At 45.7% G+C, this 19,596-nt stretch carries 19 protein-coding genes; 12 read left to right on the forward strand and 7 right to left on the reverse strand.

Translation table 11 applies throughout. The features are described 5' to 3' along the window. Window positions 1-61 precede the first annotated feature (61 nt). Entirely contained in the window at window positions 62-421 is a 360-nt protein-coding gene (locus tag IPJ71_00895; GenBank protein ID MBK7842241.1) for a transposase, read from the reverse strand. 196 nt (window positions 422-617) lie between these two features. Here IPJ71_00895 and IPJ71_00900 point away from each other — a divergent pair, with 196 nt between their 5' ends. Beyond that, window positions 618-3,149, forward strand: coding sequence for a DEAD/DEAH box helicase family protein (locus IPJ71_00900; protein ID MBK7842242.1), 2,532 nt, complete (start codon window positions 618-620; stop codon window positions 3,147-3,149). A 184-nt stretch (window positions 3,150-3,333) separates the two neighbouring features. Here the strand turns inward: IPJ71_00900 and IPJ71_00905 are convergent, their stop codons facing one another. The 5 genes from IPJ71_00905 to IPJ71_00925 form a co-directional block, all read right to left on the reverse strand. Further along, entirely contained in the window at window positions 3,334-4,233 is a 900-nt protein-coding gene (locus tag IPJ71_00905) for a tRNA threonylcarbamoyladenosine dehydratase (protein ID MBK7842243.1), read from the reverse strand. A gap of 49 nt (window positions 4,234-4,282) precedes the next feature. Further along, entirely contained in the window at window positions 4,283-5,062 is a 780-nt protein-coding gene (locus IPJ71_00910; GenBank protein ID MBK7842244.1) for a TatD family hydrolase, read from the reverse strand. 13 nt (window positions 5,063-5,075) lie between these two features. After that, a complete protein-coding gene (locus IPJ71_00915; protein ID MBK7842245.1) occupies window positions 5,076-6,065 on the reverse strand; it encodes a hypothetical protein in 990 nt (329 codons plus the stop codon). A gap of 9 nt (window positions 6,066-6,074) precedes the next feature. Continuing rightward, window positions 6,075-6,701 carry a M48 family metalloprotease gene (locus tag IPJ71_00920; GenBank protein ID MBK7842246.1) on the reverse strand — a complete coding sequence of 209 codons (627 nt, stop codon included), beginning with the start codon at window positions 6,699-6,701 and terminating at the stop codon, window positions 6,075-6,077. A gap of 374 nt (window positions 6,702-7,075) precedes the next feature. Then, the gene (locus tag IPJ71_00925; GenBank protein ID MBK7842247.1) at window positions 7,076-7,450 is read right to left on the reverse strand and encodes a hypothetical protein; all 375 of its coding nucleotides are present in this window, start codon (window positions 7,448-7,450) and stop codon (window positions 7,076-7,078) included. Window positions 7,451-7,841: 391 nt separating this feature from the next. On the opposite strand from IPJ71_00925, the gene IPJ71_00930 reads away from it, so the two are divergent. Beyond that, a complete protein-coding gene (locus tag IPJ71_00930; GenBank protein ID MBK7842248.1) occupies window positions 7,842-8,630 on the forward strand; it encodes a hypothetical protein in 789 nt (262 codons plus the stop codon). Between the two features lie 72 nt (window positions 8,631-8,702). Here IPJ71_00930 and IPJ71_00935 read toward each other — a convergent pair whose 3' ends face one another. Continuing rightward, the gene (locus IPJ71_00935) at window positions 8,703-9,860 is read right to left on the reverse strand and encodes a c-type cytochrome (protein MBK7842249.1); all 1,158 of its coding nucleotides are present in this window, start codon (window positions 9,858-9,860) and stop codon (window positions 8,703-8,705) included. 263 nt (window positions 9,861-10,123) lie between these two features. Here IPJ71_00935 and IPJ71_00940 point away from each other — a divergent pair, with 263 nt between their 5' ends. The 10 genes from IPJ71_00940 to IPJ71_00985 all read left to right on the forward strand — a co-directional run bounded on the left by IPJ71_00940 (window position 10,124) and on the right by IPJ71_00985 (window position 19,528). Further along, window positions 10,124-10,582, forward strand: a complete 459-nt coding sequence (locus IPJ71_00940; protein MBK7842250.1) for a hypothetical protein — start codon at window positions 10,124-10,126, stop codon at window positions 10,580-10,582. After that, entirely contained in the window at window positions 10,579-11,370 is a 792-nt protein-coding gene (locus IPJ71_00945) for a hypothetical protein (GenBank protein MBK7842251.1), read from the forward strand. Before IPJ71_00940 ends, IPJ71_00945 begins: the two co-directional genes overlap by 4 nt. Before the next feature lie 174 nt (window positions 11,371-11,544). Beyond that, window positions 11,545-12,741 (forward strand): S1 RNA-binding domain-containing protein, encoded by a 1,197-nt coding sequence (locus IPJ71_00950; protein MBK7842252.1) that lies wholly within the window; start codon window positions 11,545-11,547, stop codon window positions 12,739-12,741. Between the two features lie 113 nt (window positions 12,742-12,854). Beyond that, window positions 12,855-13,745, forward strand: a complete 891-nt coding sequence (locus IPJ71_00955; protein MBK7842253.1) for an efflux RND transporter periplasmic adaptor subunit — start codon at window positions 12,855-12,857, stop codon at window positions 13,743-13,745. Window positions 13,746-13,771: 26 nt separating this feature from the next. Then, a complete protein-coding gene (locus IPJ71_00960; protein MBK7842254.1) occupies window positions 13,772-15,874 on the forward strand; it encodes an efflux RND transporter permease subunit in 2,103 nt (700 codons plus the stop codon). Next, window positions 15,871-16,890 (forward strand): efflux RND transporter permease subunit, encoded by a 1,020-nt coding sequence (locus IPJ71_00965; GenBank protein MBK7842255.1) that lies wholly within the window; start codon window positions 15,871-15,873, stop codon window positions 16,888-16,890. Before IPJ71_00960 ends, IPJ71_00965 begins: the two co-directional genes overlap by 4 nt. Continuing rightward, window positions 16,887-18,221 carry a TolC family protein gene (locus IPJ71_00970; protein MBK7842256.1) on the forward strand — a complete coding sequence of 445 codons (1,335 nt, stop codon included), beginning with the start codon at window positions 16,887-16,889 and terminating at the stop codon, window positions 18,219-18,221. Before IPJ71_00965 ends, IPJ71_00970 begins: the two co-directional genes overlap by 4 nt. 19 nt (window positions 18,222-18,240) lie before the next feature. Continuing rightward, complete coding sequence (locus IPJ71_00975; GenBank protein ID MBK7842257.1) at window positions 18,241-19,026, forward strand: nitroreductase family protein; 786 nt, start codon at window positions 18,241-18,243, stop codon at window positions 19,024-19,026. 36 nt (window positions 19,027-19,062) lie between these two features. Next, on the forward strand, window positions 19,063-19,209 hold the full coding sequence (locus IPJ71_00980; GenBank protein ID MBK7842258.1) for a sigma 54-interacting transcriptional regulator: 147 nt from the start codon (window positions 19,063-19,065) through the stop codon (window positions 19,207-19,209). A gap of 4 nt (window positions 19,210-19,213) precedes the next feature. Continuing rightward, window positions 19,214-19,528: a hypothetical protein gene (locus IPJ71_00985; GenBank protein ID MBK7842259.1), complete on the forward strand. Its 315-nt coding sequence runs from the start codon at window positions 19,214-19,216 to the stop codon at window positions 19,526-19,528. The last annotated feature ends 68 nt before the right edge of the window (window positions 19,529-19,596 follow it).

Here is a 19,596-nt window from a genome sequence, read left to right on the forward strand (position 1 = left end):
GATTTTCTTTAACCCATGCCTTTCATTGATCGCCGTGTTTCCCTAATTGGTTGGTATTCGTTCACTGACCGTGAATGAAATTCGAGATTTTTTTAATTAAGATCGGCCGTCTGAGATTTTCAAAGGCGGTGAAGAGGAAGTTCTTTCGATTTAGAACAGGAATTCGGAGCTGTTGCTCGAGGATATTGTTGTCGAGTGGGGCCCCTGGGTGGCGGAGAAATGCGGTGAGCCCCTTCGAATGCTTTTGCATGTATTTGACACCGGCTCCTAGTTTCGAATTGGGCTCAGCGAGCTTGGTTGGAAATACTTTGTCAATCCAAGTCTTGAGTTCTTCCATGGGACGTGCACTTCTCTCTTGGTGGTATTGGAGGCGTTCTTCGGGGGTAAATTCAGATATTTGCAGTGCTGGTCGTTTGCGCAGACTTGAGAAATGAGCCCCAGGTCAAATTCACTTTCGCTTTTAAAGTCCTGCTCGATCATCCATCAAGCTTGACTCAATGTGTCGTCGCGTGTTCGCTTTGTGCTCCGTGAATTTGATGTCTTCTCTCAATAAATGCAGCCGAGGTGAAGATTTGGAGGAAGTTGTCTTTTTTGGGCCTCACAATGGGAGCAGATCAGTGCCGTCTTTGAGGATTTGGGTTTTCTTTTCAGCTACAATCATTCTGGGTGGTCTGAGTCATTGGTTTCAAGCCAAGGCGTCCTCGTTAAGATCCCAGCCTTGCAGATTGTTCTTAGAAAAACCAGCAAATGGCGAAGAATTAAGTCTTCCCTTTAGAGAGCTTTCTGAGTGGCTTTTAAATGAGCCTTTGTTTTCTGGTCTTCCCTGGGAGGTGTCCTCAGAATGGATCAGCCTGAAGGGTTTGGTGATTCATTCGACAGATGAGGTTGAGGCAAGGCTTGTTATATCCCCTGAGCTTAAGCGACTCTATTGGCCAAACCGTGGCCTCACCGGCGGAGGCCCTCCTAGAGATATTATTCTACAAGCTTTAGTTGGAACGCAATTTCATCCCTACAATTCAACAGCCAATGGGCCAAATAGTCTAAAAGATTCTCAACGAGATGCTGTTAAAGTCATAGAATCTTTTCGCAAACGCGGCCTTGATAGAATGTTACTGGTAGCCCCTCCTGGGTTTGGAAAGACCGAGGTTGCGGTTCAATTTTTATCTCAGTCTAAAACCCTTGGTCTTCGTCTCATTGTTGCAGATCGAGTGCTTAATCTAAGAGATTTTTCAAAGAGTCTAAATCTCAGGGGTATTCAACACAGTTTGTGGTCGGCAAAATCTCAAGAGCCTCCTAATTTAAGAGCGGCCGTTACTGAATCTACATCAGGTGAAAAATATGTCGTCACAACGACTGCAACTCTGAGAAATCAACTCAAAAATTTGAGTGATAATGAAAGAGATGATCTCGCGAGGGTCTTAAAAGTGATGGTCTATGATGAAAGCCAACATTTTGGAGCTCCTCTCATGCGCGAGTTCTTACAAGACATAAGTGCTCGGGATGATTTTTCTGGGTTTATTCTGGGTCTTACGGCAACACCCGTCCATCGAGAGGTCTCTCTTCAGGAGATGTTCTACAATCAGAGCTTTTGGGTTCATCTTGATCGTGCGGACAAGGCGATGGTTCAGACTGAATTTTTCGAAAGAAATGTCAGTGATGTTGTTGAGCAGCTTTATCAGACATTTTCAAAGGGAGAGCTGACTCCATTTGATCAATTATTTTTTCTCTCAAAAGAGATCTTTGAGATTGAGGATCTCTTCGTTCAAGGTCATGACAACCTTGATGTGCCAGGCGTTCGCTACGTCATAAATCCAAAACATTACGAATATATTGCTCGGTTTTTAAAGAGTCTAATTCAAGAAAAAAATAAGATACTGATTGTCGCAAACTCAATTGAAGAAGCTGAATCATTGAGCAAGGTTTTCAGATCTGTATTTCCAGGTCTTTTTGTCGAGTTTATTCACTCAAAACAAGAGGTCGACACAAATATTGAAATTATAGAAAAGTTTAAGAAAGCCCCAAAGGGAATCATTCTATCGGTCCGTATGCTCGATGAGGGGGTTAATTTATCAGATCTTGATTTATTGATCGATCTTAACTCCTCGGCCAGTGTCACCCAGTTTTTGCAAAGACTTGGTCGTCTTCTTAGGCTTAAGGCAGGAAAGCCTTGGGTAGATGCTGTTAGCCTTGTTGAAATAAATGAGGACACAGCAGGTGACTTGCTGAGCATCTTGAGTGAGCTAAAAAATATGACTCAACCCAGATCAAATGGTCAGAAGCCATTGAAGAGGCAATATCCATCAGTTTCGGGAATAGGCACAGGCGATAAGGTTATATTGGCACAGAACTCGTGGATTAGGCTTGAATCAAGTATTCAAGAGTTCTGGCAAAGGAAGAAGATCAAGTGGAGATCCTTTGACGATGCGAGAAAATGGGCGAGAAATAGCGGGATTAAATCCAGTTCTCAGTGGAAGGAGGCCTCAATAGAGGGGAGTTTACCCGGAGATATTCCAGGCAAGCCCGATCTTGTGTATAGAGACAGATTTCAGGGCTGGGGCGATTGGCTTGGGACGGGTCGGCTTTCTAAGCGTGGGACTGAATGGCTATCCTTTGACGATGCGAGAGAATGGGCGATGGGTAGCGGGATTAAATCCAGTCCTGAGTGGTCTCAGGCCTCTAAAGAAAGGCGTTTACCCCAAGGTATTCCAAGTAATCCCAATGTCGTGTATAGGGGGAAATTTAAAGGTTGGAGTGACTGGCTTGGGACTGAATGGCTACCCTTTGATATTGCGAGAGCATGGGCGAGAGGAAAGAGTCGAATTGGATCCTGCGCCGAGTGGAAGAAGGCCTCTAAAGAAAGGCGTTTGCCCCAAGGTATTCCAAGTAATCCCAATGTCGTGTATAGGGGGAAATTTAAAGGTTGGAGTGACTGGCTTGGGATTGAGATTGAATGGCTATCCTTTGACGATGCGAGAGCATGGGCGAGAAAAAGCGGGATTAAATCCAGTTATGAGTGGGTTCAGGCCTCTAAAGAAAGGCGTTTACCCCAAGGTATTCCAAGTAATCCCTATGTCGTGTATAGGTGGGAATTTAAAGGTTGGCGAGACTGGCTTGGGACGGGTAGAATTTATAGATTTGGGACTAAATGATCGATTGGCTACCAATTGAACCACCCAATTTGCACGAACTGACCCACCCAGCTGCCTGGGTCAGCTCTAGCCTGCTAGGTGGGTTAACTACTTTGAATTGGGTGGGTCAATTCAGCCCGAATCGGCCAATCAAAACAATCTCAGTTTTCATTCACAGCCGGTGAACGGATGCATTGGTTTGGGTTCATTTGAGGCTCTTGTTGACTAAACATTCAATTGCAGCTGAAGCAGTGTAAAAACCAAAAACGCCGGTCACAAAACTGGCAGTGCCATATCCAGTCCGACAATCAAGTCGGCCAGATGGAGAATTCTGCTTGTCCTGAGTGTTGTGATCCTCTTGAACGTCTTGATTGCATTGACTGTCTTGATTCCGTGAAGCAGCCTGAATATTATTGTGATCCATCTGGACAGGCTCGAAAGGATCTTGAGATAGTTTAAAAGCATCTTCTTGTGGCAAAGTGGGGCGCTCGCTGCTCGCCACAACGGTAAGACCAAATTTCTGATTTGCCGCTCGTGGGAATCCGTATTTTTGGCGGAGGATCCGTCGCACCCTCGCCAAAAGAGGATCCTCTTGAACATCAGTGATGTCGCTGATTTTAATGAGAGCTGGGTTTCGTCTTCCTCCAGCAGCACCGGTGACGACGAGAGGGATGCCTCTATTTTTACATTCGCTGATAAGAAGACACTTGTTTGACGCCCGATCTATTGCATCGATGACCACGTCCAAGTTTCCGCCCAACACGGCTTCGACCGAATCAGGATTGAAGGGGAAATCCAATATATTAACTTTGATTTCGGGGTTAATGAGGCGAAATCTATTCGCTAAAACTTGGACTTTGAGCTTTCCAACCTCGTCGGAGAGAGCCTGAATTTGTCGATTGGTGTTGGAAAGGCAAACCTCGTCGAAATCAACCAAAGAAATCTCGCCGACTCCACTGCGCACCATGGCCTCTGCAGCCCAGCCTCCAACGCCACCCACTCCAATCACGCAGGCATGAGATGAACGCAATTTTTCCAGCATTGGCTTTCCTATGAGTCGACCCATTCCTCCAAACCTAAAAGCATAATCATCAGGTAAACTCACTATTTTCCCTCTCGATCTGAGGACTCCGCTGCCAAATCAGAAATCAAAATTAAAGGCCGCACAAAACCTCAAGATTTTGCTGATTTCTCTGCTGGACCTCAGTTATAGGCAGTCCTTTGATCTTCGCTATCTCCTGAGCCACTCTGTTTACAAGTCCGAGATCCAGTTCAGGTTCAAGGCGGTCGCTAGGTGAATCGCTTTCGATCACAAGATGTTCCATTTTAATATTCAAGGCAGTCCTTTTAAGCTGTTTGAATCCCTTTTTCAAGAGAGCGGGTCCGATTGAAATTAAAAAACCTAAGCTGATGTATTCTTGAGCCATTTCTGTGCTGGCTGAGAAACCATGAATAATCCCTGGCCTTGAAGGGAGCGGTTGTTCGTTTAGTAACTCAATGGCGAGTTGATGGGCTTGAACGATATGGAGGACCAAGGGACGATTGAGAGTTCTAGCAAGATCCAAATGTCGTCGAAAAAAATCCACTTGAGTGGCTCTTACTCCCGGATCTTGAGTAATAAAGTGGTCTAAGCCGGTTTCTCCGATCAGATGAGCCTGAGGAGACAATTCTAAAAGTTGATCCCAAGCCTCTTGTCGAGAGGCTGAATCTAACTGCAAGAGTGCCCAGGGGTGAAGTCCAAAACAGAGCCTCAGTTGACTTGGGTATGATTTTGAAATCTCGATTTGGCGTTTCCAATCCTGAGGATCGTAGCCTCCTTGAATAAAATGCCCTGCCAAGTCTGGGTTATGGGAATCAACATGGCGGAAAAGAGTGGCCAATTGTTCATCTCTGAGAAAGGACAAATGACAGTGAGCATCCCACCACTGATCCAAAGTATAATATCTCCTATTTCTTCGAAAGTAATTTGCTTCTACAAGATGTTATTAGCCTTACCGGAATTCTTGAAGAACGAATTCCGTCAACGGAATCTGCTGAGGCGGGACTTGTTCTTTTGCGAATCGATCGTAAGTCCTCGTCCGTCTTACTCTCTGCGATTTGTTCTAAAATATTCAACCGATCTTTGAGTTGCGATCTCTTCTTGAAGTGCCAAACAGGGGTTGTTTTCAGGGTTCCATTGAGGGCGGACAAAAGTCCCTGAAACAATCTGTTGGCCTCTAAATACTTTCTCGCATTTTCTTGAAGTGTGGTCTCTTGCGCTCCGCTAGATCTTTGGATCTGGCGCCTCAATTCAATTTGGCTTGTGATAAATTGCACGAAGTTATCAAAGCGAGGATTGGCAATGTCCGCCAAAGAAGAGCGGCTCTCAGCCCCAGAATGAGTGAGTAAATAGAATAGGCGGCTCTGTAATTTCGAAAGCAGCGAAGAGACACTCTGCAGTTGTTGTGGGGGAGCTGAGTGCGATGAAAGGTGGCTAAACCTCAACTTTAACTCATCTTCCAGGAGCAGCAGTCGCAAAAATGGATTGGCAAAAAGGATTGCTGGGTAGGCTGGAGTCTGCATGATTTTTGAGATGCGAGGAATGTTGCCGGGATGAGTAGAATCGAAGGAGTGAGCGGCTCTATCGTCTTGTGAAAACTTCGCTTGAAATCTTTGCCACTGCTGGTGCACTTGATCGAGCATGGAGATTCGATCATCTCGTTGCAAGCGAACATCTAGGGTTGCAAAAAGAGTCGCGGCAGCTGTTTGGTCGCTGGAGGTCACACTGGTTCCGAATCGGTCAGCTGATTCTTCTTGGGCTTGTGAAAGGGCATTAAATGCCCTATTCATTTGTCGAAGTAGACCATCCGAAGGCAATCTGTTTTTTTCGAATCTATCAAACGGGTTCAGAGCAGACAAGGATATATGAAAAGAAATATCTTCCTTGTGGGCCTTCATTTCTTTCAATCACTTCAGTTGAATGTCAAGAAAATCTCTCATCAGAGCCTCAAACTCAGTTCTTTCGATTGCTAGCAAGCTTTCAAAGGCATCCTCAATGATTTTCCTTAAATTACTTCCCGAGGATGGCCGGAGTCCATCTTCGCCCTCAGAGTTGGCTGTGATTTTCGATTCTGGTCCACGGTTGATATGCCTCACGTATCTTAAAAGGCGTTCAAGCAGGTCACCGTCAACTTGATCGGGAACGCCATTTGAATATATTTCGACGGCAAGACTACTCAGTATGCTTTCAATATGTTTTTCAATGATGTGTTGGTTTTTAATGTGAGAGAGTTCGTGCGCGAAAACAGATCTGAGCTCAACAGAATTTAATTTTTCGATCAGTTGGGAGCTTAGAACAACGAATATGTGCTCAGCCGTTTTGCTGACTGCAAATGCATTTTGGCCGAACTCGACATAAACTCTGCGATTTTTGATGGCCTGGGGAGAAAATCCAAGGTCAACGGCCGTACGAGTAAGGAGTGAGTAAATCGCGGCATAATGTCCTTTTGCCGCAGGGGCCAAGTTCGAGCAGCTCTGCCCCCCTTTTAAGTTCGAAAGCGCGCAGAGATGCTTCTTCGTCTTTAATAAAATCATCTACAATCGAAGCTAAAGCAGATTGGCTGGCAATAAATTCATGCAGAGTTCTGTCGGGATTCGAGCTAAGATAGCGATCTTGAAGATCTGAAAAGACCATTCTCAAGTAGGGGTCGCCCATAAACTCGGCAAAAGTGGCTCGGCTGGATCTGAGGGTGAAGTCATCCCCATCGCTCTGCCCAACTGCCAAGGATAAAGAGCAAAACAAAACTAAGAATGATAGGGAAGATTTTTATGCGCATTTAATTCCCATAAAATATTTCGCTAAGATGTTTCACATCTTCCGTGTCACATTTGGTTTCGGCCCTCCAATTCTGGCCTTTGTATTCGGAATCTCCGCTCTTTATTGTATTCCAATTGTTTGAACTTAAAATCTATTTATCGCACTCAATAGATTTATCTCCTATAGCAAAAGCCTGCAGATCTTTTGTTTCAACCGGCCTTTGCTTGAAAGTGGTCGTGATCACGCAGCCATTCTTTGTCGTAATATATACGACGTAAGGCTGTCCAGGTGTATCATCAATTTCTATGCTTTTTATGCCACCAGCTTCTCCCATAGCTCGCCGACCTTCACCTCGTGAATTCAAGGATGAGACTGCAGTTTGAATGATTCGATTTGTATTCATATAATCCGCAACATTTATTTCCTCTCTATCGGATTGTTGTGCACTTGAATAATTGGCTGTGCTCAAGGCTAAAAGGATCGCAGCCCCATTTAACATTGATTTTACGTAGATTTTGTTTCTCATTTTTACATCTCCTGTTCGAATCAGTGTAAATTGATTCATTGATAAGGCTCTATTTACCCAGCCGGAAATCCTCCATTTCTTGTGCCGAACCGGATTGCTAATCTGATCGATTTGAAGAGAACTAGTCTGAAAAATTGTGAAGACCGGTGACAATAACTGGCTCATTTTAAGACAAGTAGAGATCCTCTCTACGTGGGGCTATGTATAAATTATGGCTAGAGAAAATTGATTAGACAGCAAGGGAGAGGCTCCTGTCCTTCTTGGGCGTCCAGTGGCTTCCCGTCGGGCAATCATCGAGAGGCACCGTTGCCCAAGAATTGCAGCAATGAAGCGCTAGGGCCAAAGGGGTTTTTATTGAACGGATGTTCGATTTATTGGGGAAGGGACTGACGTGAAGTCTGTGAAGTCTTTAAAAGGGACCTTGAATTTTATTTTGTCTGGACTCGTCTTGATTGGATTTTTTCAGAATTGTTCTGGTGTAAACTTCGGAAGAAATTCAGCCTCTAGTGACTCATTGAAAGGAAATGATGGGGAGGAAACGGAGGGCATCGATGATCCTTTTTACGACACGGAGGAGGGACTAAAGGGAGGCCACTTTGACCTCGACACCTCACATCAGGTTTATTCTGCAGGGATGGGAAAAACAGATCACCATGTGCATGAGTATGATGACAAATTTGGGTTAACTTATGCAGATTTTTTTCGACTGAAGGACTCCAGATTTGAAAATATCAATGAAAGAGTGGGTGCGAGCACCGAATTTATTTTGGTTATTGCCAACGCGCAACTTTCTCCTAAAGGTGTTTTGAGCATTAATGGGGTGGCGCAGTCGGTGGGAGATTATCAGACGAGAGTCAGAGATTTTATAAGTGGAAACAGAAATGCCCTGACTGTTTACAGTTTAAACGGTTCGAAAGGGGAAATGCTGACGGATCTAAGAATTGGGTTTTCAGCTGACGCGATTTTGAATGGGGGCTTGATAGGAACAGAGACTGGCTGTGTCGTGAGAAATGACCCGGGAAGACTCGGAGAGTACCGCAATGGTGCTCTCACCTTGCAGGCGATTGATGCCAACTCAGCGCATTTTAACTCTGAGACTGGAGTTGCCGATGTTCAGGGCGGCCTCATTTGGGAGAGCACAATTTTTTACCACAGAGAAAGAGGCGGCTGCTATCGTTAAATAGGGCCGAGAATAGGGCCGAGACGGCCTCCCTCTATGACCGAGACGGCCCATCTTTTAAAAAATGGTCTTTCACTGTTTGCTTTCTGTCTTTTCAGGACGAAGATTTTGAAAATAAACCCCAAGTGCTTGCATCTCCTCGTCCGTAATGGGCGGATTTCGCTGCTTGAGTAGTTTGGGCATTGTCGTTGCATTTGTGCGCTTGCCTGAGAGAAATGCCGCCAATTGGTTCTCAATATAAACGCGGTCTTGCCCAGCTAGGCTTGGCCACGCAGACGGACCCGGAAGAAGATTTGGCCCAGAAGCGTGGCAACCATTGCATGACATGCTTTTCGCAAGCTCCTGGCCCTTTTTAAAAAGAACACCTAAATCCAAATTCTCTATTTTTTCAGCAGAAAGCGGAGCGGTGACAGGATGCGGAAGGTCGCTGAAATAGGAAACAAGAATTTCCTGCTCTTCCTTGCTCAAAGAGCCTGCGATCATATTCATCGCCCCTGACGTGGAGTCTTTTCTTTTGTCCTCTCGAAAATGATTGAGTTGTTCGTTTAAGTAAGTCGCACTTTGACCGGCCAAATGAGGAAACCCGCTCGCAGAGGAAAGGCCTTTTTCGCCGTGGCAGGCGGCACACTTTTCCAAGGCAAGATTTGTTCCAGAGGGAGCTGGAGAAGTCGGAGGGGCCGCCGGAGGAGGAGCTGGAGAAGCCACAGTCACTTCGGTCCCCGGTCCTGGAGGGCCACCATGGCCTTCATTCCCAGTTGCGTCGGCACCTGATTGGTCTGCCGTTGTCGTAGGACCTGTTGGACCACTGTCACTCGGGCTAGGTGTGGCATTCTCACTTGCCGCATCAGCAATACCCGAGGCCCATTTGTGGATCATTTCTTTTTCCGCAGTCGTTATCGCAGAAGCCTCGGGAGAGCCTGCGGGTGGCATGTTTGTCGCGACTGCCACTCGCTGAATTAATTTTTTTGCATTGGTTATAGCAACTTTCTCATCACCCCAATTGGCCAACCCATTTTGATTGTGGCATCGTCCGCAGCGCTTCAGAAAAATGGGTTGGACGTCTGAATACGCTATTTTTTGCCCAGCGTCCTCAGTACCAGTGTTAGTTCCGCTTTTTGTAGTTCCTTTTTTAGCTGCTGGGCTGAGCTCCTGATGAGGGCCCTTTCGGCTGCATTGGATACTGAAAAGAAGAATCGCCAAAAGGAAGACAAAAGAAAAAGCCGGGTTCATCAAAAACCTGATATTTCTGCGACACATAAAGACTCCAATCCAAAATCCATCGTTGATAGACCCTCATTAACCGAATTCCTTCGATGACAAAAGCAACTTTCGAGCCAAGTCTCAATTTATACAAAAATAGTCGCGAATGTTTGTATAATTTATATTTTTTATCTTTTTATTTGTTTGCCTAGGCATGTTTGTTAATCGCATAGCAGTAATTATATTTCTTCGGGTACTGATTGGTATTGTGATTGAAGTGAAAGGACGGCGTGGTGAAACAAAATCTGCATTTTATTATGGGGAAAAAGCAACCTATTTCTTACCTGTTTCTTGTTGTACTTGTGTTTTGTCCCATGCTGGGCCAAGCGCGGCCCGAATATGCAATTCGCCATGGCTTTACTCGATGCACGACCTGTCATCTCTCTCCAGTCGGAGGAGGGACTAGAAATCTGATGGGTAAGTCATTTGGTCTGCGAGGCTTCAACCCGGGGCCTTTTGCGACACAGGACGTTTGGTCTTTGGATGTCCGGGGAATATATTTAAATAATCCAGAGGGGCCCAACACCTTAAAGGGAGGTGCTGGAATCATGGCGGGAAATTTAAGTGCGAACCTGCCAGTGACCGCTGAAGAAGAGGGAAAGGCACCTCTGAGAGCCGTTCTTACTCACAATGTAGGAGGATTTCCAGGGGAGCCGGTGGGCCGAGAGAGGCCTATCTGCGTTGGGAGTTGAAGGATGATTCTGCCACCGGCTTCAGCCCTCAGTATGTTCTTTTGGGACGATTTGTATCGCCCTTTGGTATCGTTACAGATGAACATCGGACTTACACAAAACTTCAAACTCAGAGCACCTGGAACAATCTCGATATTGGAGCCTTGTTTTCAGGAAATCCATCCAGTTTTCTTCACTATGATTTTTCATTGGTCAATGGTCAGAAGACAAATGGGACAGGTTTTGGGGACGGCAATGCAGCGGTCTGGGGTAGCACTTTGAATCTGAGGTTGATGACTTCGGAATCTCCGGTGGGCTTCGGGCTGAGCGGGCTTCATTACGAGAAGGTAAAAGACCAAGACAGTGCTTCGGCGAGTGCGGCCTACATGATGGTGAGCATGGATCGCCTCACTTGGGATGTGTTTAAGGGATCTTTGCTGGTCGAATATGTGAGTGCCCAGGGATTGAATTCAAACAACGATCTGGCCAGGATGTTTACGGATTCAGCCTACCTCGATACTGTAAAGAACTCTGAGTCCCGTGGTCTTTACGCCCTACTGAATTGGGAATTCAGTGAGGTCTTGAGTTTTTGCTATAAATACGATCAATATACTCCGAACTTGAGCTTTGTAGCGGACTCTTATGTTCGGCACGGACTTGGATTTAAATACTATTTTGGACCCAACCTCTTCACTCTGGTGCGCTTTGAAAAGGCTGAGGCAGGGCACCCTTCTGAGCAGAATATAAGCACTACTCCTGGGCTCGGAGCTTCCGATGCTGCTTGGGCCTATCTGCAGCTATCGATTTAAGTGGTCGGTTTAAGCTATCGGTCTCGGTGGTCGATTTTAGGCCTTTGAGTGGGGTGTTTTTGATTGAGGTATTTAATTGGGCCTGATGGTTAACGGCTAGAGTTACAGCGGGAAGAGCAGTAGAAGAAAGACAAAAAAGCGGCAGGAATATTTCACAGCAATGGCGAGGGCAAGATGGCAAAAAAGGATATCTTTGGGGATGAAATTGTTGAAAGCAAGGCTCAGGATTATGAGCGTTTTTTGGCAGAGACATCCAAACCAGTTCGAAAAATTTCGGTAGGCGATCGGCTGAAAGGCGAAGTTCTTTCAGTTGGCAAGGAAGAAGTCTATGTCTCAACTGAAGGTCCTGTGGATGCGGTCGTTGCGCGCAAAGAGCTTCTTGATGAACAAGGTCAAGTCAAAGTAAAAAAGGGGGAGATTCTTGAAATCATCGTAACTCAAGTGCGCGAAGACGTGGTCAAAGCCAAGCCGGCGGATTCTCGAAGTGGCACCGAAGAGATCGACAATCTAGAAGATGCTCACGACATGGAACTTCCAGTTGAGGGTCGTGTTTTGGAATTCGTCAAAGGCGGATTTCGCGTTCAAATTCAATCTTACAAAGCTTTTTGCCCCATGAGTCAAATGGATTTGGGGCCAATAAAAACCCCAGAAGACTACGTAAATAAGAGATTTGAATTTTTAATTACCCAAATAGACGAGAGGCATACAAATATCGTTGTGTCTCGACGTAAACTTCTCGAGCTCTTGCGATCTGATCGCGAAGGAGAGGTGCTTTCAAAATTAAAGGAAGGGGATCTTGTTGAAGGGCATGTGACGCGGATAGAGAGTTTTGGTGCCTTTGTTGAGGTCATGCCTCTGGTTGAGGGATTGATTCATGTTTCTGAGTTGTCCTGGGCTCGCATTAAGCATCCTGGCGAAGTTCTTGAGGTTGGTGCTCCAGTCAAAGTCAAGGTTCTCAAGATACAGGAGAGTGATCAGCGGCTGCATATTTCTCTGTCTCTCAAGCAAGGCGGAGGAGAACAAGATCCATGGATGCGATTCACTCAGCAGAATCCTCTCGGTACCAAGATTGAAGGGCACATAGAACGAAAAGAACCATTTGGCTTTTTTGTAAAGTTGGCCAGTGGTGTCAATGGGCTTCTTCATCAATCCAAATGGCGCGATGCGATCGACGGAAAATCAATTGAGGCGAAGAGACCCGGTGACTCATTATGGGTGGAAATTGAGAAGATTGATTTGGAGGCTCATAAGATCAGTCTTCGTCTCCCTGGCGAAGGAGAGGATCAATCCTGGAGAGATCACCTGCCTGCGCCAAGCACCCAAGGGCTTGGAACCTTTGCCTCGCTCTTTCAGAAGGCTGCGAAGAAATAGGAGTTTACTCGCTAAAAAGTCCTTTTCATTTCGTCGCTTGCCGTGATGTAGTTGAGCTCGCTATTTTAGACTTCCAGTGGAAGTATCCTGGTTCGGGATTGGCAAGGAGGACGATGGAACTCAGAAAATGCAAATTTGTTTTTTTATGTGTTCTGATACTTGGTTCAAATTTTCTATTGGCCTCAGTCCAGACTGAAAAAAAGCCGACCGTCTTTGTTCTGACTGCTAAGCGCACAGAGATCAGTCGAATCTTGAGCTATCCGGCTTTGATTGAAGCGAGAGTTCATGCGACAGTCCTTGCAGAGGCAGATGGCGTTGTAAGAAAAATTCATTTTGCGCTTGGGCAAAAAATTGCGGCAGGTAGCCCACTAATTACCTTGCAGCAGACAGATCCCATTTTTCAATTTGCTCCGGTCTCCACGAAGACCCCAGTTGCCGGTATTGTCAGTGACATAAGCGTCACAGTGGGAGCCTTGGTTACAAAGGGACAAAAGTTGGCGTCTGTGACGGACCCAAAAAATCTTAAAATTCTTGTTGAGGTGCCAGCTCAGGATATTTCCTCATTGCGAGTTGGCTTGGAGGGGAGCTTTGAAAGTCCGTCAATTCCTGACAGGGTACCTCTCCATCTCGCCGGCTTGAGTCCAAATGTCGATCCAGCTACGGGTACCGCTTCGTCGGAGCTCATTCCTCAAAAGGGCGAGCGATCTCTTCTGTTGCGTCCTGGGATGATCGGAAAGGTCACGTTTAAGGCAAATGTTCGTTCTGGATTTGTTGTTCCTGAAGATGCCATCATTAAGGTTGAGGACCGCAAGTATTTGAGACTTGTCGTCGACGGCAGAGCTCGGAAAGTGCCAGTTTCGATTGGAGATCGCCAGCGCGGAGAGGTGGAGGTGACGGCGGGCCTTGAAGAGGGGGCTAAAATTGTGGCGCGTTCGAGCGGCTTTGTTGCGGATGGAGATGAGGTGTTAGTCGAAGAATCAAAGCCTTCCGGAGAGGGCCATTGAAATCTCTCTATAGCTCCCCGTTAAGAGTGTACTTGTCATTGGGGCTACTGGCCTTGTTTGGTATTTTCTCTGGAAATAAGCTTCCCATTTCTATGTTTCCTGAAAGCTCCAAACCAACCGTCGGCGTTCAGGTTCCCTACACGAACTTGACTCCTGATGAATTTTCCAAAGCCTATGGGACCTTCATTGAGAATCGGCTCCAATCTTTATCAGACAGTCAGATGAAGATTGCTTCCATTGAAACCAATTATCAAGCCGACCAGGCACAATTTAAGGTTGTTTTTGATTGGGGAACGGAGCAAAGGCGAGCGGTAAAGGAAGTTGAAGCAGCTGTCTACGGAATGAGCGGACAGTTCCCCAAGGAAATGCGAGATCGCCTAAACGTATGGACTTGGTCTGAAAATCAGGGCTTTCTTGCGATGAGCTTTTACAGCGAAAAGCGGAGCATTGATGAACTTTACGAGTTCCTTGAACCGATTCTCACACCAATGTTGGCAAATGTGCGTGACACGGATCAAGCTGGACTCTGGAATCCCTCTCGAAAGGAAGTTCAAATTGAGCTTATTCCTGAGGCCATGGCGGCACTTCAGGTATTGCCGCGTGAAGTGGGGTTGGCGGTGGAGCAGGCCACAACGGCACAAAGTGGTGGATCCCTTTTGATCAATACGACAAGTCAACGAATTCAAATGCCACGCCAGGCAAAAAGCATTGAGGATCTAAAACGAATTCCCATTTTGTCGCGAACGGGTCGCGCCATTCATTTGCAGGATGTTGCCCATGTCGAGTTGAGGCCATCCATTGGCGGATCAAAGAGCTTTAAAACAAGTGGCTCTCCCAGTTTGATTTTATTTGCTTCTCCTTCTCCCGGTGGAAACATCAAGGCGATGTCTGAGGACATCATTGCCTTGGTCAATGAGAAGAAGACAGGTTGGCCAGAAGATGTTCAGATGAAGGTTTTGGTGGACCCTTCAGAATTTATTAGTAATTCCATTCGCAATGTTTTTCATGAAGTTGTTTTGGCTGCTTTTCTCGCTGTGGTTATTTTATTTCTCTTCATTGGGAGCTTAAGAAATGTGGCGACCGCTGCGATTGAGATTCCACTGAGCATAATTCTGGCCTTTATTCTTATGTGGTACTGGGGGATCAACATCAATCTGATCTCACTCGGAGGACTGGCGCTTTCGGCCGGCATGAATGTTGACGCCTCAGTTGTTGTTATGGAGAATATTTTTCGACATTTTGAATCACACAAGGGATCTCTGAATTATCAAGAACGATTGAATATACTGTGTCGCGCAGTTTCCGAGGTGCGATTGCCAGTCATTGCTTCAACAATTGCTTCTATAGTTGTTTTTTTACCCCTGGCTTTCACGTCCGCTTTGAGCTATTCAATTTTAGGTGATCTGGCCAAAACGGTTGTCTTCTCCCATGGGTTTTCTGCCATTGTCGCTCTCATTTTGGTTCCGACGATTCGCATGCAGCTGATGTCTCTTGATGAGAGAGGGACCCATAGGTCACCCATCGAGGCTTGGCTGAAAAAGTTGGAGCAAATTTACAGTTGGAGTCTGGGTGAATTTCTCAATCGGCCTCGGTTGCAATTGGCCACCTATTCTTCCTTGGCGACTGCTTTGCTCCTGTTGGTTTTATTTGCATTGCCTCGATTGCCTAGGGAGGTGATCGGGGTTCCTGATACTGACTGGATGGTCGTTGGCCTAAGTACTCAAGGAAATACTCTCCTTCGTCAAATGGAAGATCAGACCGCTGAGGAAGAATCCAAATTACTCAAGAAGTTTGGAGATGAAATTTCCTATACCTTCACTCAGGTGAGAAGCGCCAATAACTCAAATATCATGGCACGATTGAAGAATAAATCTAAGATGCAGGAGACTTGGAAAAAATATCTCGAATTTTTCCAAAACACTCCTTTTGTTCAGTATTATGTTGAACCCTGGAATCCCTCTGAGTTGCCAATTCCGGATCCACCACATTTTCAAGCTTCAGTTCAGGCGGAACGCCACGTCGTCGGCTGGAGATCGCACATCAGCTTCATGAGGTTTTGGAATCAAAGAAAAATCTATTTAGTCGTAGTTGGCAAAAGCCAACTTACTCCGCTGGAGAGGATTTGGTGATCAATCCTCATTTGGATCAATGGACACCCCTCATTGCAGCAGGTGTGTCCATCATGCCGTCTGACCTGACTGATATTTCGAGGATTGCAACACAAGGTCGCTCTCTGGGGCAGTGGGCTCTGAATGATCGAATGTACGATATGATTTTGACCTATCCGCAGGGTACAATTCAGGAACCGGAGGATCTAAAGGCCTTTCCTCTTGGAATCAAAAATAAGATTATTCCGCTTGGTGCCCTTGCTCAGATTTACAGTCAGGAAGGCGAATCGCCTCGGTTTCGCAGAAATCAACAGGATGTCGTATTGCTCTCGGCAAAACAGGATAAGGGAAATGAAGATAAGCCAGAAGAAGCTGTTCGTTCTGCCACGTCCGTTCTAAAGGAATGGATCAAACAGAACAAGGAAGCGATGGGACCTGTGACAGTTCAATTTGAGGATGCACAATTTGAACTCAACGATGCCCTTAAACAATTAGGTTGGGCGGTGGCACTTTCGATATTACTGATTTTTGTGACGATGGTGATTCAGTTGGGTGATGTTGTGAGCTCATTATTGGTGCTGGTTGCTATTCCATTAGGATTTATCGGCGTCATTTCTTCCTTGTTTGTGTTTCAGAGTACACTCTCTCTTAACTCGGTTTTAGGAGTCATTCTACTCAATGGAATTTCCGTGGCAAATAGCATTATTCTCGTCGATTTTTTTAACAAGCTCATGAAGGCTGGAAAAGGTATCACAGAATCAGCGCTTGAAGCAGCGAGGGCGCGGTTACGCCCCATCCTCATGACATCTCTGACGACCACCATTGGAATGTTGCCGATTGCCTTTGGTTTGGGAGATGGAGGACGAGTTTTGCAGCCGCTTGGGATTGCCGTGAGCGGTGGCCTTTGGATTTCTATGTTGTTTACGCTCTACTTTGTTCCATCTCTGCAGGTCGCCTATTGGAAATTTCGCAAGAAGAGGTTGTCTGTGAAGGGGATTTCGCTCGCAAGCCTTGAATCTCCCGAGGCGATCCAATGAGTCATCGAGACCGAAAAATCTCTTTCCTGTTTTTCTCTGTTTTTATCTGTGTCATCGTGATCCTCCTTCCATTTAATTCCAGAGTGTCAGCTGAAGAAGATCAGTCCCATGAGGATTCCCAGACTTCTTCGCAAAATCCTAATAGGAAGCTTAAGTTTGCCGAAGCACTCAGACGAATGGAGGAGAGAAGTACAGAGCTTGAGGCTCAGCGAATTCAGATCAAGAAAATCGAATCGGATCATTTGGCTTCAAGAGCTAATTTTGTTCCATCCCTCGAGGCTCAGCTTTCGGATTTACAAGTGACTCGTCCGGGTTTTTCTAGAACTCAAGCAGGGATGCTGGTTGGTCGAGTTAATCTATTTAGATCTGGAGCTGATTTGGCTTCATTTAGAAGCTCACGACTTGCTGTTTCTCGTGAAAAGGAATTGTTGAAGCAATCAGAATTGGATGCTGAACAAAAAAATGTGAATTTGTTAATCGAATATTTTCAATCTGCCTTTCAGATGAAATTGGCCGAGAACATACTCAAGCTGAGCGAAGAACTTGATACCATTGAAGAGGCACGTTACCGTCGAGGTTTGATTCCTTTGCAGGAGTCTCAAAGATCAAAAGTTGAAAAGAGCAATGCTCTGGCAAGACTGAGCGATGCCAAGTCTGGCTTGGAAGAGATTAAATCCAAATTAGTTGGCGAACTAGGGGCAGATGAAGTGGAACTGGTTTGGCCATGGAAGGAGATATTGACTTCCATCGCTCTGGATGGATTTTCGGCTAAGAAGTTGAATCTATCGCTCTCTCCAGTCTGGCGAGCCACGCAGGTGTTGGTTGAAAAGGAAGAAGAATTACTCAGATCAAAATTTCGCTATTTTTTACCCTCAATTGATTTGACGATGGGATATGGTTATCCTGATTATGACAGGAGCAGAGACCTTCACTCTGAAACGACGCTCACTGTGACGATCCCTCTTTTTGATCTCGGCAAACATGCTGGGTATGAACTGCAACTTCAAGAGAAATCACTTGCAATGGTGACAGAAGAGAAAGTGAAACGAAATATTCAAGTTGAGTGGGAGCAAACGCAAACCAATTTGATCGAGGCCATCAAGTCGGCTAAGGAACGTGAGGAAAGCCTTCAGTTAGCGAAGAATCTTCATCAGGACAACAAGAGGCGACTGCAGGCTGGCCGCAGTAGCATGAATGACATTTTGGTTGATCAAAATCGGCTGATCGAAGCGGAGCGTTTGTCTATCGATGGGTGGGTGAAGTCACACCTCTTGTACTCCAAGTTTTGTCACCTCCTTGGAAAAAGGGGAGGTCAAGATTGTTTTCAGTAGGTGGTGAAATGAGGAAGTCATGAATTGTTCTTTTAAAGATGGTGGAAATATTCTAACCAAAATCCCAGGGACAAGATATCGCGAAACTGCCGCTGAGACAAACTGGACAGAGTTTGAAAAAGTAATCCGTAGTCGCCGAAGCGTTCGCGTGTATACGGGAGAAGCCATTCCCGAAGTGATCGTACAGAATTGCATTGATATGGCTTTGCTCGCACCCAATTCGTCAAATTTGCAACCTTGGGAATTCCATCGAGTTATTTCTAAGGAGAAGAAGGTCTTGCTGGTTCAAGCTTGTTTGGGACAGAGCGCGGCGCGTACGGCGGCCGAGTTGATCGTCTGTGTGGCGCGTATTAAGACTTGGAAGCGAAACGCCCGCCAAAACCTTGAATTTTATGAGTCTCATTCGGATCCGCCAAAATCTGTGCTGGCCTATTATCAAAAAATTGTGCCACTCGTTTATGGTCAGGGACCAGGTGGAATTTTTGGGTTTATAAAAAGGCCCCTGCTTTGGTTAGTTGGATTTTTTCGACCGATTCCGCGCGCACCTGTAGGAAAGGCCGATATGCGAATTTGGGCTCACAAAAGCACAGCTCTTGCCTGTGAAAATTTGATGTTGGCCTTCCGAGCGGCGGGTTTTGATACTTGTCCGATGGAGGGGATGGACGAAAATCGAATAAGAAGAATTCTAAAATTGGATCATGATGCCGAGGTGTGCATGGTTATCAGTGCCGGCCGTCGCGCTGAGAACGGCGTATACGGACCTCAGATTCGATTTTCTCGAGATCAGTTTGTAAAGCAAGTCTAGTGATCAGGTTTTGTCTATTACCTAGGTGATTTAGACTTGGCTTTGCAGGAAAAGCTTTTGCGAGTTTTACAAGAAAAGAAAATTAGGCGTGTTGGTGAGAATCAATATAATCCGGTCAATTGTCGAATTATTTCAGCAACTCATAAGGACTTGTTCCTAGAAGTTCAAAAGGGGATTTCGTGAAGATTTGTTTTTTAGACTCAATGTTATTCCCATTCATATTCCGCCACTTCGAGATCGCAAAGCAGACATCATACCTCTCGCTGAACTCTTTTTGAGAAAATATGCCCAAGGAAATGGATCAACTGCGAAGACTTTCTCAGAAGCTTCCATTCAATATCTACTTGATAATGAGTGGAAGGGAAATGTGCGAGAATTAGAAAACACGATAGAGAGAGTTGTTGTTTTATCCTCTATGAAGCGAACTTGCCCTTTAAATTCCAGTTTATCGCCAAATTCAACTGTATCGTTCTCGTACGATTTTCAAAGTGAGCCACTTTAGCCGAGGTGTCTTTTTACCGAAAAGATGAGCGAGTGGTACGTAGATTATTAGAAAGAGTTTTTTTGGAG

Source organism: Bdellovibrionales bacterium, assembly GCA_016714165.1.
Taxonomy (GTDB): Bacteria; Bdellovibrionota; Bdellovibrionia; order Bdellovibrionales; family UBA1609; genus JADJVA01.